Source organism: Microbacterium xanthum, assembly GCF_034531355.1.
Taxonomy (GTDB): Bacteria; Actinomycetota; Actinomycetes; order Actinomycetales; family Microbacteriaceae; genus Microbacterium; species Microbacterium xanthum.
Window position 1 is genome coordinate 407,290 of sequence record NZ_JAWHUE010000001.1, and the last position, 15,489, is coordinate 422,778.

The 15,489-nt window shown below is 68.9% G+C and carries 14 protein-coding genes and 2 tRNA genes; 9 read left to right on the top strand and 7 right to left on the bottom strand.

Going from position 1 to position 15,489, the window contains the following annotated elements; genetic code table 11:
* Positions 1 to 220 precede the first annotated feature (220 nt).
* The 3 genes from RZO50_RS02045 to RZO50_RS02055 all read left to right on the top strand — a co-directional run bounded on the left by RZO50_RS02045 (position 221) and on the right by RZO50_RS02055 (position 2,063).
* Positions 221 to 472 carry a hypothetical protein gene (locus RZO50_RS02045; protein WP_322598039.1) on the top strand — a complete coding sequence of 84 codons (252 nt, stop codon included), beginning with the start codon at positions 221 to 223 and terminating at the stop codon, positions 470 to 472.
* 309 nt (positions 473 to 781) lie between these two features.
* The gene (locus tag RZO50_RS02050) at positions 782 to 1,723 is read left to right on the top strand and encodes a hypothetical protein (protein WP_322598040.1); all 942 of its coding nucleotides are present in this window, start codon (positions 782 to 784) and stop codon (positions 1,721 to 1,723) included.
* Complete coding sequence (locus RZO50_RS02055; protein WP_322598041.1) at positions 1,713 to 2,063, top strand: GntR family transcriptional regulator; 351 nt, start codon at positions 1,713 to 1,715, stop codon at positions 2,061 to 2,063. The genes RZO50_RS02050 and RZO50_RS02055 overlap by 11 nt, the downstream gene beginning before the upstream one ends.
* Positions 2,064 to 2,257: 194 nt before the next feature.
* On the opposite strand, the gene RZO50_RS02060 is transcribed toward RZO50_RS02055, so the two are convergent.
* The 3 genes from RZO50_RS02060 to RZO50_RS02070 form a co-directional block, all read right to left on the bottom strand.
* Positions 2,258 to 2,346 (bottom strand) — tRNA-Ser (locus RZO50_RS02060).
* A 90-nt stretch (positions 2,347 to 2,436) separates the two neighbouring features.
* The gene (locus RZO50_RS02065) at positions 2,437 to 3,717 is read right to left on the bottom strand and encodes an LCP family protein (RefSeq protein WP_322598042.1); all 1,281 of its coding nucleotides are present in this window, start codon (positions 3,715 to 3,717) and stop codon (positions 2,437 to 2,439) included.
* A gap of 72 nt (positions 3,718 to 3,789) precedes the next feature.
* Positions 3,790 to 3,877 (bottom strand) — tRNA-Ser (locus tag RZO50_RS02070).
* 182 nt (positions 3,878 to 4,059) lie between these two features.
* Between RZO50_RS02070 and RZO50_RS02075 the strand changes: the two genes are divergently transcribed.
* Positions 4,060 to 5,382: an HNH endonuclease signature motif containing protein gene (locus RZO50_RS02075; protein WP_322598043.1), complete on the top strand. Its 1,323-nt coding sequence runs from the start codon at positions 4,060 to 4,062 to the stop codon at positions 5,380 to 5,382.
* A 60-nt stretch (positions 5,383 to 5,442) separates the two neighbouring features.
* Here the strand turns inward: RZO50_RS02075 and RZO50_RS02080 are convergent, their stop codons facing one another.
* Both RZO50_RS02080 and serS read right to left on the bottom strand, forming a co-directional pair.
* Positions 5,443 to 6,351 (bottom strand): HAD family hydrolase, encoded by a 909-nt coding sequence (locus RZO50_RS02080; protein ID WP_416211503.1) that lies wholly within the window; start codon positions 6,349 to 6,351, stop codon positions 5,443 to 5,445.
* A complete protein-coding gene (serS, locus tag RZO50_RS02085; protein WP_322598044.1) occupies positions 6,348 to 7,622 on the bottom strand; it encodes a serine--tRNA ligase in 1,275 nt (424 codons plus the stop codon). The genes RZO50_RS02080 and serS overlap by 4 nt, the downstream gene beginning before the upstream one ends.
* A 106-nt stretch (positions 7,623 to 7,728) precedes the next feature.
* On the opposite strand from serS, the gene RZO50_RS02090 reads away from it, so the two are divergent.
* From RZO50_RS02090 to RZO50_RS02110, 5 genes are all read left to right on the top strand, one after another.
* The gene (locus RZO50_RS02090) at positions 7,729 to 8,907 is read left to right on the top strand and encodes a diacylglycerol/lipid kinase family protein (protein ID WP_322598045.1); all 1,179 of its coding nucleotides are present in this window, start codon (positions 7,729 to 7,731) and stop codon (positions 8,905 to 8,907) included.
* Positions 8,908 to 8,984: 77 nt separating this feature from the next.
* Complete coding sequence (locus RZO50_RS02095; protein WP_322598046.1) at positions 8,985 to 10,364, top strand: cryptochrome/photolyase family protein; 1,380 nt, start codon at positions 8,985 to 8,987, stop codon at positions 10,362 to 10,364.
* An 81-nt stretch (positions 10,365 to 10,445) separates the two neighbouring features.
* A complete protein-coding gene (locus tag RZO50_RS02100) occupies positions 10,446 to 11,087 on the top strand; it encodes an NADPH-dependent F420 reductase (RefSeq protein ID WP_322598047.1) in 642 nt (213 codons plus the stop codon).
* Positions 11,084 to 12,142, top strand: coding sequence for an LLM class flavin-dependent oxidoreductase (locus RZO50_RS02105; RefSeq protein WP_322598048.1), 1,059 nt, complete (start codon positions 11,084 to 11,086; stop codon positions 12,140 to 12,142). Before RZO50_RS02100 ends, RZO50_RS02105 begins: the two co-directional genes overlap by 4 nt.
* 136 nt (positions 12,143 to 12,278) lie before the next feature.
* Positions 12,279 to 13,811 (top strand): CoA-acylating methylmalonate-semialdehyde dehydrogenase, encoded by a 1,533-nt coding sequence (locus tag RZO50_RS02110; protein WP_322598049.1) that lies wholly within the window; start codon positions 12,279 to 12,281, stop codon positions 13,809 to 13,811.
* 29 nt (positions 13,812 to 13,840) lie between these two features.
* On the opposite strand, the gene RZO50_RS02115 is transcribed toward RZO50_RS02110, so the two are convergent.
* Positions 13,841 to 14,788, bottom strand: a complete 948-nt coding sequence (locus RZO50_RS02115; protein ID WP_322598050.1) for a diacylglycerol/lipid kinase family protein — start codon at positions 14,786 to 14,788, stop codon at positions 13,841 to 13,843.
* 124 nt (positions 14,789 to 14,912) lie between these two features.
* A complete protein-coding gene (locus RZO50_RS02120; RefSeq protein ID WP_416211504.1) occupies positions 14,913 to 15,395 on the bottom strand; it encodes an Lrp/AsnC family transcriptional regulator in 483 nt (160 codons plus the stop codon).
* Positions 15,396 to 15,489: the final 94 nt, after the last annotated feature.

The window sequence follows — 15,489 nt, forward strand, 5'->3', positions numbered from 1 at the left end:
GACTCGGCGTGGTGGGGTCGGCGGCCGGGGCTGCTGCAGTGTGGGTAATCGTCGGAGCGATGGACAACGCGCTCGCGCCTACGGGTCGGCCTTGGCTCTCGACGTCGTTGATGGTTTCAGGCCTGGCCGCTTTGTGCGCCGCTGGGGCTGCCTGGCTAATGATCGGGGTGGCTGAGAGACGAGCATCATCGTCACGCCAGGACCGGGAGCGGATCGGCGCATGGTCGGGCTGATCGCGAGCTTCATCGTCGGCACCCTGGCCATGGTCGGCGGCGTGCTTATCGTGCGGCACCGCGTGCATCTTTACGAAGCGACTCGTCGCAGACAGCGGCGGCTGGTGGGCAGGAACGCTGCCGGAGCATTCGAACGACTACAGCGTCCGTTCCGGGTGGGGTTCGTCGGAGTCTGGTTCGTCGCCATCGGAATTGCGGTCATTGTCAGCGGCGTCATCCGGATTCCCTCTGCCTCCTGAGGGGCTGTTGTGCGGGTCGCCGGCGTGGAACTGGATGCCCATGAGTGGTGGCAAGAACGAAGGTGGCGCTAGCTGCCGTGTTCGGCGAGGATGCGAGAGAAGGCGAGCGTGGCGTTGAGAACGACTGGAGTCGGCGTGCGCAGTTCGATCCACCCGTCCGCCCACTGATCCAACAGGCTGAGGCGATGCACTTTCGGGGGTCGCCGATGCCGTGACGATTGCCGTCCTACCGATCGACAGGTCTTGCCCTCCGTGTCAGTCTGATGACACAGTTGCTGTACTGTCTTCTTGGTACAGGGGGTTCTCGAAATGTCGATGTTGACGCTGATGGTGTTCGCTGTGGCGGCACTGGGAGTGCTGATGGGGGTGGTGATCTTTCGCCGGTCATCCGGCGGGCGTGAATCAGCGTCGTCTTTCACGGGTGCGGTGATCGCTGCACTGGCAATCGGAGTGGCGCTCGCGGGCGAGTTACTCGTGCTAGGAAGTGGGAGCTGGCCGTTCATGTCGATGGGGGCGTCGACCGGCCTTGAGATGGTGTCGTGGCTGTTCGGCATCCCGGGGGAGTGGCAGTTCGTAGCGCCGCTCATCCTCGGCTTCGTCGGTCTTACACCGCTTCTTGCTCCGGATGCTCGGGGCGTCCGCAGCGGTGGCGCGACGGTGGCTCGTCGAACGATCCTGTCCTTTGTGCCGCGTGGGTGGGCGGTCCTGTGCGGGGTATTGGCTCTCGTGGCCGTTGGCCTTACCCTCGTCGGCGGTGGGATGTCATCACCCGATGAAGACGGCCGCTTCACCATGTGGGCGCAAGACGTCGGTATGAGTGAGGTGGGCACGCTCGTGTACGGGTGGGCGTACTCGTGGCCGAGCCTGATCGCCCTGGGCGTGCTCGTCGGCGCAAGCGCCATCGCGCTCGCGATCATCGCTCACCCGCCGCTCGATGCGGAGGAGCAAGAGGACCAAGCTCGCCGTCGTTCACGCAGCCGAGCGGTCGCCGCGACGGCGTCAGGCGGTCTCTTCTTCCATATCGGAGCCGTGCTGATCTTCTTCGCGTACACCGCGAGCCTCAAGGCAGGGGTGTTCGTCGATGACGATGTCGTGCCGGTCTTCCCGCCGTTTGCCGCAGCCGCTCCCTTCTTCCTCATTCTCGGGGTCGCCGCGATCGTTTCCGGTTTCGCAGTCTGGACCACACTGCTGTTGGCGCACGCCCGCGACGTGACACGTGCTCATCAGAGGGTTGCGGCCCGTGCGCATTGAGCTGTCCGGTTCTACTCCACCGGCCGATCAGATCGCGGATCAACTCCGCGGCTCGATCTCTTCCGGGCAGCTCCTTCCGGATGAGCGCCTCCCGTCGGTCAGGCAGCTTGCGCGGGATCTGGCGGTTGCCCCGGGCACGGTGGCGAAGGCGTACCGCTCGCTAGAGGCCGGTGGCTTCGTCACCGCGCGACCGGGCGGCGCCACTCGCGTCAGCCCGGAGGCGAGTCCAGCAAGCGAGCGGGTGCTCAGTGCTGCGCGAACGCTGTCAGCCGAGTGCGCTCGGGCAGAGCTGTCAGCGGATGACGCGGTGCGCATCCTTCGCGCCGTCTGGGGCAGCTGAGCAGGACCCTGGCTGCAGGGATACGCAATCGGAAGCGGCAGACACGATCAGCGTGCGGTGGCTGGTCGCCAGATCTGAATCTGTGGAGGCGCTTTCGGGAACCGGACGCAAATGGGACGCAAATCGCGAAACCATGAGAGGCCGATGGCCCGCGATCCCCGTGCTTTCAGGGGATTGCGGGCCAGAAAGTTCGGCGGAGACGGAGGGATTTGAACCCTCGGTCCCCGTGAGGGGACTCCACCTTAGCAGGGTGGTGCACTAGGCCTGACTATGCGACGTCTCCAGGCATCCGACACGCGTGAACGCGCGAACGCACCCGGCAATCATAACCGCTGACGCCCGCGGAGACGAACCCGCGGGCGTGGCGCGCGGATCAGCCGGCGACGTTGCCCGCCGAGCAGGTCTCCTGCGCGGCGGTCGAACCGGCGATCGAGTCGGGGAGGACCGCGGAGGTCTCTGTGGGCTCAGGGGTCGGCTCGCCGGAGGCGTCGGTGGTGGGCTCGTCGGTCGGTTCTGCCGGAGACTCCGTCTCCTCGGTGACCGGCTCGTCGATGATGACCCCGCCGGTGTCATTGGGGTCACTTGTGAGCTCGAGCGACTGGTTTGCCTCGAGAGCCGCCCACAGCGCGTCGGCGGCCTCGTAGTTCGGCACCACCCGGTTGCTGTCATTGGGGTCGTCGTAGACCGGGTACTGCACGAAGACGATGTCGTCGAACGGCACCGACTTGACCGCGAGGGCGATCTGCACGAGCGTCATCGGGTTGGTGAGGCTCTGACTGGGAGTGACGTTCTCGACCGTCGTCGTGGCGAGCTGCAGGAGAGTCGACGGGTTGGTGAGCACTTCCTCGCTGACCAGCTTCCGCGCGAGCGCCGACATGTACTGCTGCTGGTTGCTGATACGCGCCAGGTCACTCCCGTTCTCAAGGCCGTGTCGGGTGCGGAGGAACTGCAGTGCTTCAACGCCCTGGACGTTGCGGATACCGGCTGGCCAATCGATCGCGGTGTAGCGGTCCTTGATGCCGCCGTTGCCGATGCAGACGTCGACGCCGCCAATGGCATCGGTGATGTTGATGACGTTGCCGAAGCTCACTTTGGCCGCGAACGGGATGTTCATCCCGCTCAACTCGGAGACGGTTTTCACGGCACAGTTCAGACCGCCGCGACTCCACGCGGTGTTCAGCTGCGTGTAGCTGACGGCCGAGCTGACGCTGCCGTCTTCAGAGGTGCACTCCGGCTGCGCGGCCATGAGGTCGCGGGGGAAGGAGATCACGGTGACGCGTCGCGGTGAATCCGAGATGTGCACCAGGAGGTTCACGTCGTTGAGTTGCCCCTCAGCGTCGGCGCCGGTGCACCGGTCGCCGAACAGATAGGCGTATTCCTCTTCACACTCGTCGGTTCCGACGACGAGCATGTTGACGCCGCCTTCGATGGCTCCGATGTCGGGCGGCACCGAATCCTGACCCTCGAGATCGACGGCGTTCGCCGTCACGCTGGTCGTGATGTCGAGGGCGGTGTACGCGGCGACGCCGGCGCCGGCGACGAACACCACCGCGGCGATGATGCCGACGATCTTCGCCAAGAGGCCGGCGGGATGCGGCGACTTCAGCTCACCGTGCCGTGCGACGGTGCGCCGACCACGCTTGCTCTGACTCACTCGGATCCTCTCGGGTGTCGCCCACCGCGGGTCGGCGCACCCGGTCACGGGATCACGCCGACCGCGATGTCATGGCGGAGGGTGTGGGATTCGAACCCACGGGACATCTCTGCCCACTGGTTTTCAAGACCAGCTCCATCGGCCGCTCGGACAACCCTCCCGACGCACCGCTTTCGCGGCATCCGTCGAACGGCGTCGAGTCTAGTCGACGGCGCTTTGTCGTCATTCTCGCAACAGGTTCTGTGGATGAACTGAACGGCTCGCGGGATGATTCGGCATCTGCCCCGCGACCTTCGCCACCACTCCCCCTGCAATGTCGTAGGTATGTTCTACTCTCGATCCATGGACGACGAGTGGCAGGAGCAGCCCGAAGACATCGGGATGCCGCCGCACATCGAGATCCCGATCTCCGTGCACATCGAGGCCGCCGCCGCGCAGCCCGACTCCCTCGATGACGTGCTCGACTTCACCCACGTCATGATGCAGTTCGCCGCTCAGCGCTACGCCGCCCTCGATCGTCTGCGCGAACGCGCGATCCGCGAGGCGCAGAGCGTCGCAACCGACCTCGGCTCGGTCGCGCTCCGGTCCCTGCGGCTGGAAGTCGCCGCGGCGATGCGCGTCTCGGAGTACGTCGCCGAGACGCTGCTGCATCAGGCGGAGGCCCTCGTGCAGCGGTATCCGGCGGTGTGGCATTCGCTGCACGCCGGCCGAATCGACGACGACAAGGGCTACGTGCTCGTCGCAGGACTCGACGAGCTCGGTGATGACGCCACGGCGCTTCTGCCCGAGGCGCTCCACGCGGCGGAGACCCTTCAGATCGGTCCGTTCCGGCGTGCTCTCCGCCGCCTCATCGAGCAGCACCGAGCGAACACGCTGGAGGAGCGCCACGAAGAGGCGGTCGCCCGGCGTCGAGTGGTCCTGGAGACCGGGCGCGACGGTATGGCGTGGATCGGAGCACACCTTCCGGCGGTCGAAGCGCACGCCATCCATCAGCGGATCACGGCGATGGGCAAGGCCATCACCGCGGTCGACGGCGAGGAGCGCACCCTCGACCAGGCGCGCGCCGACGTCTTCGGCGACCTCCTGGTCGACGGCACAACCGTGCACCTTCCCGAGCACGCCCGCGGCATCCGCGCGACAGTGGTCGTAACGGTCCCGGCGCTGTCCCTGCTCTCCGGCACGCACCCCGTTGGCGCAGAACCGGCCTCCGTAGAGGGAATCGGGCCGATCCCGCACTCCACCGCCCGCACGCTGTGCGGCGGCTCCGGTGAGTGGATGCGGGTACTCACCCACCCGGAAACCGGCGCTGTACTCTCCGTCGGCCGCGACCGATACCGTCCGCCGAAGGCGTTGCGCGACGTCGTGAGGTGGCGTGCCGGGCGATGCATGGCGCCGGGCTGCGGAATGCCCGCCGAGCGCTGCGAGATCGACCACTCGATCGCGTGGGAGGACGGCGGGAGAACCGAACTGCGAAACTTGCATCCACTCTGCAAGGGGCACCACACCGTCAAACACCACGGCGGATGGAGCATTCGACATCAGGACGACGGTGACGTGTTGTGGATCTCACCGACCGGACGAAGATACGTCGTGGCCCCCGAGCGGAGGGTGCCGGCCTTTCGCCCGGACCCGGAACCTCGCGTCCCCGTCGACGCACCCTTCTGATCGACGCGGGTACTGATCGACGCGGGAACTGATCCTCACACGCCGTTCAGCGCGTCGACGTCACAGCGCGCGGAGCGCGGCGGCGACGCCGCCTTCGTGCACCGAGTGTGTCGAGCCGTTCGCGGCGGCGCGCACCTCGTCAGGACTCTGCCCCATCGCGATCGCACGCCCACCGTTGCGCACCGCCCACTCGAACATGCCGATGTCGTTGCGGCCATCGCCGATGACAAGCACGTGCGCCGGGTCGAACCCGAGCTCGGTGCGCACCATCTCCAGCGCGGTGCCCTTGTCGACTCCCTGCGGCGCAATATCGAGCCACGCGGTCCACCCGACCGCGTACGAGACTTCGTTCAGGCCGATGCGCTGGACGAGCTCGAGGAACTCGCCGTTGGTGTTCTCCGGGGAGATCACCACGACCCGGCTGACCGGATCCGCGGCGAGCTGCTCGAACGGAACCCGGTCGGCGCTTCCGAGATTCCAGTCGTCGACGTAATCGGTGTACAGGCGATGCCCGTCGGGCAACTCCACCATGTAATGGGCATCCGGCAGGTGCTCCCGCAGCAGCGTCAAAACCTCGTGCGCATCGAACTGCTCGGTGTGGTGCAGGGCGTACTCGCGGGTCTGCGCGTCCACCCGCCTCAGGATGGCGGCCCCGTTGGCGCACACCACGAAATCCGGAGCGATGTCGAGACGCTTCAGGATCGGCTCGGTCGACGCCCAGCTGCGCCCCGTCGAGAGCATCACCTCGTGACCGGCCGCGACCGCGTCGGCGACGGCCTCGACGACTCCCGGACTCATCGACTCATCCTCGAGGATCACGGTGCCGTCGATGTCGAGGGCGATCAGCACCCGTCCGGGGGTTGTTCCACCCCAGGGGTCCCCCTGCGCGAGCTCCTCAACGGCGTCGACCGTCTCGGCGACCGACTCGACGTCGATCTCGCCGGCTTCGGGAAGCTCAGCGGAGCTCACGCGATGGGCTCCATGACCTCGAGCCCGCCGAGGAAGGGCCGCAGCACGTCGGGCACGGCCACCGATCCGTCGGCGCGCTGGTGCGTCTCGAGCAACGCGACGATCCACCGGGTCGTCGCCAGCGTGCCGTTCAATGTCGCAACGGTCTGCGTCTTGCCGCCTTCGTCGACCGGCAGCCGGTGCCGGATGTTGAGCCGGCGGGCCTGATAGGTCGTGCAGTTCGAGGTCGATGTCAGCTCGCGGTACGCGTCCTGCGTGGGAACCCACGCTTCCACGTCGAATTTGCGCGCCGCGCTCGAGCCGAGGTCGCCGGCGGCCACGTCGATGACGCGGTAGCTGAGACCGAGGTCCTGCAGCATCTGCTCCTGCATCTGCACGAGACGATCATGCTCGGCCTCGGCAGCATCCGGTGTCGTATAGATGAACATCTCGAGTTTGTTGAACTGGTGCACCCGGATGATGCCGCGCGTGTCTTTGCCGTACGAGCCGGCTTCGCGTCGGTAGCAGGTCGACCATCCGGCGTACCTCTTGGCCCCGCCGCTCAGGTCGAGGATCTCGTCCATGTGGTAGCCGGCCAGCGGCACCTCGCTCGTGCCGACGAGGTACAGGTCGTCGTCTTCGAGGTGGTACACCTCGGCGGCGTGCTGCCCGAGGAACCCGGTTCCGCGCATCACCTCGGGACGCACGAGCGTCGGCGGGATGAGCGGGGTGAAGCCCGCCTGGAGGGCCCGGTCCAGCGCGAGGTTCATGAGGGCCATCTCGAGTCGCGCCCCGATGCCGGTGAGGAAGTAGAACCGGCTCCCGGACACCTTCGTGCCGCGTTCCATGTCGATCGCGCCGAGCTTCTCGCCGAGTTCGAGATGGTCCCGCGGCGTGAAGTCGAACGACGGCGGCTCACCGTGGGTTCGGAGCGTGACGAAGTCGTCCTCTCCGCCCGCGGGCACACCGTCGATGACGATGTTCTCCACCGCGGCGAGCGCCTCGTCGGCGACCTTCTCGGCCTCGACCACGGCGTGCTGGGCCTGCTTGACCTTCTCGCTGAGCTCTTTGGCCAACGCGACCAGCTGCGCCTTCTCGTCCTTGGGCGCTTTGGCCACGGCCTTGCCGTGCGCGTTCTGCTCGGCGCGCAACTGCTCGAAGGACGTGATCGCAGCTCGTCGTGCACTGTCGGCGGACAGGGCGGCATCCACCGTGTCGGCAGAGACGCCGCGGGCCTCCTGCGAGCGCTTGACCAGGTCGGGATTCTCACGCAGCAGCACCGGATCGATCACCCGCCCAGTCTAGTCAGCCGTCTCGGCCGACGTCTCGGCGCGGGACGGGCCGCGCGGCGATCCCGCCCGTCCGTGCTGAGCGTCGCGCTCGCCTATTGTGGTGCGCATGGCCCAGGCTTCGGATACTCCCCGCAACGAGCATGCCGACAGCTCCCCCGAGCCTGACGTCGTCGAGGCCGCCGCACCCGACGACACCGTGCGCGAACCGGAGGACATCGCCCCCGACACCGTCGACGGTGAAGGCGAGGCCCGTCGCGTCGACGAGGAGGGCGAGACCGCACCCATGGCCGGGGGCGGCGAACGTCCCGCCCCGAAGGCGGCTCTCGTGTACAACCCGATCAAAGTCGACCAGGAGCGACTCCGCACCGTCGTGGCCGAAGAGTCGGCGAAGGCGGGCTGGTCGGAGCCGCTCTTCTACGAGACGACCGTCGACGACCTCGGCGACGATGTCACACGCCAGGCGCTGAAAGCCGGAGCGACGACGGTTCTCGTCGCCGGCGGAGACGGGACCGTGCGCGCCGTGTCCGAGGCCATGGCCGGGTCGGGCGTGCCCATGGTGATCGTCCCGAGCGGCACCGGCAACCTCCTGGCCCGCAATCTGCGCCTTCCCCTGGACCGGCCGGAACCGATGATCCGCGCCGCCTTCACCGGCCAGGTCGTGGCGATGGACATCGGGTTCGCCCTTCTCACCCGCGAGGACGGGTCGACCGCGGAGCACGCCTTCGTCGTGATGGGCGGGATGGGGCTCGACGCCGCGATGATCGCGAACACCAACCCGGACCTGAAGAAGTCGGTCGGATGGGTCGCCTACGTCGACGGGGCCGCACGCTCGCTCGCCGGTGCGAAGCCCTTCCGCGTCATGTACGAGATCCCCGGGCACAAGCTGCATTCGACGCGCGTGCAGTCGGTGCTCTTCGCCAACTGCGGTCGCCTGCCCGCCGGTCTCGACCTCATCCCCGAGGCGTCGATCAACGACGGCGCTCTCGACGTCGTCGTCTTCCAGCCCAAGGGGCCCCTCGGCTGGGTGCTGGTGTGGCGCCGGGTCGCCTGGGACAACAGCGTGCTGCGCCGGTTCCGCGCCGGCCGCAGGGTTCTGCAGCTGCGCACCAAGGACAGTGCGGTGCGCTACTCCCGCGGTGTCGGACTCCACGTCGGCGCAGGCGCGGCCCACCCGGTGCAGCTGGACGGTGACGAATTCGGCGACGCCGTGCGGGTGGATGTGCGCATCGACGCCGGCGCGCTGTCGATCGTCGTCCCGGCCGGTCACGACGTCTCGCGCCTCTGACACGCGTTCCCCGCCGCTCGCGACGGGCGCGTGTCAAGGCGCCGGAGCGAATCGGCGGGCCTCGCTAGCGTCGGGACATGGCCAACCCCTCCCTCGTGTGGTTCCGCGACGATCTCCGACTCGCCGACAACCCCGCCCTGCGCGCCGCCCTCGACCGCGACGAGCCCGTCGTCGGCGTATACGTGCTCGATGAGGAGTCCGAGGGCGTTCGGCCGCTCGGCGGGGCCGCCCGATGGTGGTTGCATCACAGCCTCGCGGAGTTGCGCGAGCGGATCTCCGACCGCGGCTCCGTGTTGGTGCTCCGTCGCGGATCCGCCGGTCGCGTGATCCGTGACGTGGTCGACGAGATCGGCGCCGGTGCGGTGTTCTGGAACCGGCGGTACGGCGGGCCCGAGCGCGACATCGACGCCGACCTCAAGGCCGGCCTCCGCGACGACGGGGTGGAGGTGGCGTCGTTCGCGGCGAACGTGCTGTTCGAGCCGTGGACGGTCACCACCGGGTCCGGCAAGCACTTCTCCGTCTACACCCCCTTCTGGAAGGCCTGCCAGGAGGCGCCCGCGCCACGGGCGCCGTTGCCGGAGCCCCGGGAGATCCCCGGACCGGACCGTTCTCCCGCGTCCGACGACCTCGATGAGTGGGACCTGCTCCCCACGACGCCCGACTGGGCGGGCGGCCTCCGTGAAAGATGGGAACCCGGGGAGCTGGCCGCCCGACGCCGGCTGCGTGACTTCCTCGACGAGGATCTCGGGTCTTACGACGCGGCTCGCGACGAGCCCGCCGCCGGCGCGACCTCGCTGTTGTCGCCGCGTCTGCGGTGGGGCGAGCTGAGCCCCCACACGGTGTGGCACGACACCCTGCAGCACGCCGGCACCGGGCAGCACGCGGCGTCCGCCCACGGATTCCTCTCCGAACTCGGATGGCGGGAGTTCACGTGGCACACGCTCTACCACTTCCCGAAGCTGGCCGAGAAGAACCTCCGCTCCGAGTACGACGCGTTCCCCTGGCCTCGGCTGAAGCCGACGAGTCTCGACGCGTGGCAGCGGGGTCGGACGGGGTTCCGGATGGTCGACGCCGGCATGCGGGAACTGTGGGTCTCGGGCTACATGCACAACCGGGTGCGGATGATCACGGCATCGTTCCTCATCAAGAACCTCCTCATCGACTGGCGCCACGGCGAGGAGTGGTTCTGGGACACGCTCGTCGATGCGGACGCGGCCAGCAACCCGTTCAACTGGCAGTGGGTGGCAGGCTCCGGAGCCGACGCGGCGCCCTTCTTCCGGGTCTTCAACCCCGAGCTCCAGGCCGACAAGTTCGACAAGACGGGTCAATACGTGCGGGAGTGGGCTCCCGAGTACGCCGCCGACACCGACGGGGAGCCCGCCGAGCCGCTCGTGGATCTGAAGGAGACCCGCAAGCGCGCCCTCGACGCATTCGACGTCGTCAAGCGCTCCCGGTGACCCCCGCCTTCCGACACGCGCGGTCGGCACGAACGGAGCCGGCCGGGGAATGAGCGGATGCCCGCTCGGGTTGTCTCGAAGATGACGACAGTCGGAATCATCGGTGCAGGCAACATCGGCACTGCACTCGCGCAGGCGTTCAGCGGTCTCGGGTACGACGTGGTGATCGCGAACTCGCGCGGACCCGAGACCCTGCAAGACCTCGTGGACGGCCTCGGCCCCTCCGTGCGCGCGGCGAGCGCCCAGGAAGCGGCCGCCGCCGGCGACATCGCGGTGGTCACCGTTCCGCTGAAGGCGATCGGCGACCTGCCCGCCGCGCCCCTCGCCGGGAAGATCGTGCTCGACACGAACAATTACTACGTCGAGCGCGACGGCCACATCGCGCCCCTCGACCGCGGGGAGACGACCACCTCCGAGATGGTCCAGCGTCGGCTGGCCGACGCGAAGGTCGTCAAGGCCTTCAACCACATCATGGCCTCCCAGATCAACACGGACGGGTCGCCCGCCGGCGCGCCCGATCGGCGCGCGCTGGGAACCGCCAGCGACCACGAGGATGCCATCGCCCTGGTCACGGAGATCTACGACCGCCTCGGGTTCGACACCGTCAGCCTCGGCCCCTTGAGCGAGTCGTGGCGCCTCGAGCGGGATCGGCCAACCTATGTCGTCCGCCAGACCGCGGGCGAGCTCCGCGACGCCGCCGCACGAGCGAACCGCCTCCCGTGAGCGCCGCTGTCCCCGCCCTGTCGGTCCTCGACCTCGTGCCGGTGCGCACGGGGCAGACCTCCTCGCAGGCGATCGCCGCGAGCCTCGACCTCGTCGCCCGCGCCGAGGCCCTCGGCTTCCGGCGTTACTGGTTCGCCGAGCACCACAACATGCCCGCGGTCGCGTCGACGACGCCGCCGGTGCTGGCCGCTGCGGCGGCGGCGCGCACCGAGCGCATCCGTGTGGGCTCCGGCGGTGTGATGCTGCCGAACCACTCGCCCTTGGTGGTGGCGGAGCAGTTCGCCGCGCTCGAAGCGCTGGCGCCGGGACGCATCGACCTGGGCATCGGCCGCGCCCCGGGCTCGGACCCCGTGATCACGCAGCTGCTCCGGCAGAGCGGGACCACCAGCGACGTCGAACGCTTCCCGGAGCACGTCCGCGACATCCTCAGCCTCGTCTCCCCCGAAGGGGCTGCGCTGCAGTTCACCTCCGGAGGCACCTACGACGTGCACGCCACCCCCGCGGCCACGGGTACGCCGGAGGTGTGGCTGCTCGGCTCGAGCGACTACTCGGCGCAGTTGGCGGCAGCCCGGGGGCTGCCCTACGTGTTCGCCAACCACTTCTCGGGCCAGGGGCTCGAGCGCGCGCTCGAGGTGTACCGCACGCAGTTCCAGCCCTCGGAACACCTCGATGCGCCGCGCACGTTCCTGACCGTCAACGTCGTCGCGGCCCCCACGCGGGAAGAGGCGGAAGAACGGTCGCTGCCGAACCAGCGGATGATGGCGCGCCTGCGCATGAACCGCCCCCTCGTGCCGGCTGAGACCGTCGAACATGCCAAGGCGACGGCGGACGAATTCGCCGGCATGGGCGAGACGATCATGGCCGCGGCCCGGGCGACGTGGTTCGTCGGTACCGGTGCGGACGTGGCAGCGGAGTTGCGCCATGTCGCCGCACGGCACGGCGTCGACGAGGTCATGGTCTCGCCGATCGCCGGATCGTACGAAGCCGAACCCCTGGACACGACGCCGGGTCGCACGCAGACGCTCGCGCTGATCGCCGAGGCCCTCGCCGCATAGCGCCGCACGAGGCGACGCGAACGACGAGGGCCGGACGGCTCCCGTACGCCCCCCGATCCACCCCTACCGTGATGCGCGCTGTGGTCGCACACTGGGAGGGCGCTCCCCACGAAGGAGCCGGATCGGAAGGACGATGATGACCGACACGATGACCACGACTCCCGCAACCGCGGAGAGCACCACGATCCTCGACCACTGGCGCGCAGGGGCGCCCTGGCCGGGCGAATCCACCCGGACGGCGCCGGTGTACGACCCCGCCCTCGGCCGTATCCGGAGGCGGGTGCGCATGGCGACCGCGGCCGATGTCGACGCCGTCGTCGAAGATGCCGACCGCGCCGCGCGGGGGTGGCGCGAGAGGTCCGTCGCGACGCGCCAATCCGTGATGTTCCGCTTCCGCGAGCTTCTGGCCGCGCGCGCCGACGACCTCGCCGAGATCCTCACGTCCGAGCACGGCAAGGTCCTCGCCGACGCGCGTGGCGAGATCGCCCGCGGCATGGAGGTCGTCGAGTTCGCCTGCGGCGTCGGACACCTCACGAGAGGCGCCTATACGGAGAACGCGTCCACCGGTGTCGACGTCTTCACCCTGCGGCAGCCGCTCGGGGTCGTGGGGATCATCAGCCCGTTCAACTTCCCCGCGATGGTGCCGTTGTGGTTCTTCTCCCTCGCGATCGCGGCGGGGAACGCCGTGGTGCTCAAGCCGAGCGAGAAGGACCCGACGGCCGCGAACTGGATGGCCGACCTCTTCCGAGAGGCCGGTCTGCCGGACGGTGTGCTGAACGTCGTGCACGGCGACAAGGAGGCGGTCGATGCGCTCCTGCGCCACGACGACGTCCGCGCCCTCTCGTTCGTCGGCTCGACTCCGGTGGCCCGATATGTGTACGAGACCGCGACCGCGCACGGCAAGCGCGTGCAGGCCTTCGGCGGAGCGAAGAACCACATGCTCGTCCTCCCCGACGCCGACCTCGACCTCGTCGCCGACGCCGCCGTGAACGCCGGGTTCGGATCCGCCGGCGAGCGCTGTATGGCGATATCGGTGGTGCTGGCGGTCGACGCGATCGCCGATGACCTCGTCGCGCGCATCGCGTCACGGATGGCGACCGTGCGAACCGGCGACGGACGACGCGGCTGCGACATGGGCCCGCTCATCACCGCCGCCCACCGCGACCGGGTCGCCGGGTACATCGATTCCGCGCGCGAGGACGGCGCGACCGTCGTCGTCGATGGCCGAGACGTCGTCGCCGACGGCGACGCGAACGGGTTCTTCCTCGGCCCGACCCTCCTCGATCACCTCCCCGTGGCCTCTCGCGCCTACCGCGACGAGATCTTCGGGCCGATCCTCGCCGTCGTGCGGGTGGCCGGCTACGAAGAGGGCGTCGAGATCGTCAACGCGAGCCCCTTCGGCAACGGCACGGCGATCTTCACGAACGACGGCGGCGCCGCCCGTCGGTTCCAGCACGAGGTCACCGTCGGGATGATCGGCGTGAACGTGCCGATCCCGGTGCCCGTGGCCTACCACTCCTTCGGCGGCTGGAAGGCGTCGCACTTCGGCGACGCCAAGGCGTACGGCACCCATGGCCTGGACTTCTTCACGGCCGAGAAGGCCGTCACCTCCCGCTGGCCCGACCCGTCCCACCGCGGCCTGGACCTGGGGTTCCCGCAGCACACCTGAGTCTCGACGCCGGGCGCACGACGCGGCGCTCACGCCGGTGCGTACACCTCGAGCGCGGCGGGGATGCCTTCCACCCGCAAGCGGAACGCCTCCCCGTCGCGTCGTTCGAGTTCGCCGTCGTGCACGAAGGACAGATTCCCGTCCGCTCCGCGCCGTACGGTGATGTCGAGCTGGGGAACGAGCGTGCGTTCGATGTCGGATTCCGGCGGCAGCAGGCGGGTGAACCGCAGCACGGCGGTGGTCTTGCGGCCGAACGCGAGCGAGGCGATCGCCCGTACACGCGAGCCACGGGCGTGATGGAACCGCACGTCGAGACGGTCGTCGCCGAGCGTGATGCGCTGCAGTGTCGCGATACGTGCCGCGCTGTTCTCCCCCACACTGACGAACACTGACCAGACGTCGGCATGGCGCCCGTCGCGTCCGACGCGGATCGGCTCCGCGCCGCGCAGTTCCCGCCACGCCGCGGCGGCACCGCCGATCCAGGTCCCGAGGCGGTCCACCCGACGCTTGCGCTCGGCGACGAAACCGGGGTGCAGGCCGAGCGTCACGGCGTCGAGCACGGTGATCGGGTCCTCGTCGTCGGCACGGACCTCGGCCACCGCGACCCGGCGTCGCCGATCGGCGACGTAGGCGTCGATCGCATCCTCGACGGTCTCGATGCCGAGCGCACGCGAGAAGTGATTGAACGTCCCGGCGGGGAGCACGAGCAGGGGGATGCCGTGACGTCGGGCGACGTGCGCCATGGTCGACACCGAGCCATCGCCTCCGTGCATCGCCACGGCGGTCGGCGGTTCTTCCCCGACCATCGCCGCCTCGACCACGTCGACGAGGTCTTCGCCTTCGGAGAGCTCGTGCACGGTCGCTTCCGGCACCCGCCGGTCGATGAGCGGTCGCGGGTCCTCGTGCGAGCGGTCGCGTCCCGAACTCGGATTGAGCACGATGAGCAAACCGCGGCCGGTGACATCGTCGGTATCCACGTCGGCGACGCTACCCCCGTCCGATCCTCCGGCGCCGGGGGTTGACGACGCGCCGCGGGACCGGCGAGGCTCCGCTGCCCCTGATCTCCGGCTCCGCCTTCCCTGACCTGGCTATTCCCCTGACCTAAGGGCCGGCGAGCAAGGGCCGCCCCTCGTAGAAGGTCTGCAGCACGACGGTCGTTCGGGTGCTCACCGACGCCGCGAGGCGGATGTCGCGCACGAGCGTCTCGAGGTGCCGTGGCGTCGCGACCCGGACGAAGAGCATGTAGCTGGCGGCGCCGGCGATCGAGTGGCAGGCCTCGATCTCGTCCAGATGCTGCAGCAGCTCCGGCGCCGTATCGGGCTGGGCGGGATCGAGCGGGGTGATCTCGATGAACGCGGCGAGAGGCTTCCCCACGGACTCGGGATCGACGATGGCGCGGTACCCCGCGATCACGCCGCGCGCTTCGAGTTTGCGCACGCGCGCCTGCACGGCAGAGACCGACAACCCGACCGCAGCCGACAGATCGGCGAGCGTACCGCGCGGGTCGAGGGCGACGGCGCGCAGGAGGCGCGCATCCGTCTCGTCGTCGATGCGGGCCGGCGCCGGAGGAACATCGGAACTCATCCCCCGATGCTATGCGCTCGGCACCCCGTGAGCAGGAATTTTTCCGGCTCGAACGCAATCAGACGAGAGGAAATCTAGACTCGCGGCATCTCGA

Bases quoted from the DNA above. Each gene is read 5' to 3' on its own strand.
- RZO50_RS02045 (WP_322598039.1), top strand. From the start codon at position 221: ATGGTCGGGCTGATCGCGAGCTTCATCGTCGGCACCCTGGCCATGGTC.
- RZO50_RS02050 (WP_322598040.1), top strand. From the start codon at position 782: ATGTCGATGTTGACGCTGATGGTGTTCGCTGTGGCGGCACTGGGAGTG.
- RZO50_RS02075 (WP_322598043.1), top strand. From the start codon at position 4,060: ATGGACGACGAGTGGCAGGAGCAGCCCGAAGACATCGGGATGCCGCCG.
- RZO50_RS02090 (WP_322598045.1), top strand. From the start codon at position 7,729: ATGGCCCAGGCTTCGGATACTCCCCGCAACGAGCATGCCGACAGCTCC.
- RZO50_RS02095 (WP_322598046.1), top strand. From the start codon at position 8,985: ATGGCCAACCCCTCCCTCGTGTGGTTCCGCGACGATCTCCGACTCGCC.
- RZO50_RS02100 (WP_322598047.1), top strand. From the start codon at position 10,446: ATGACGACAGTCGGAATCATCGGTGCAGGCAACATCGGCACTGCACTC.
- RZO50_RS02110 (WP_322598049.1), top strand. From the start codon at position 12,279: ATGACCGACACGATGACCACGACTCCCGCAACCGCGGAGAGCACCACG.
- RZO50_RS02120 (WP_416211504.1), bottom strand. From the start codon at position 15,395: ATGAGTTCCGATGTTCCTCCGGCGCCGGCCCGCATCGACGACGAGACG.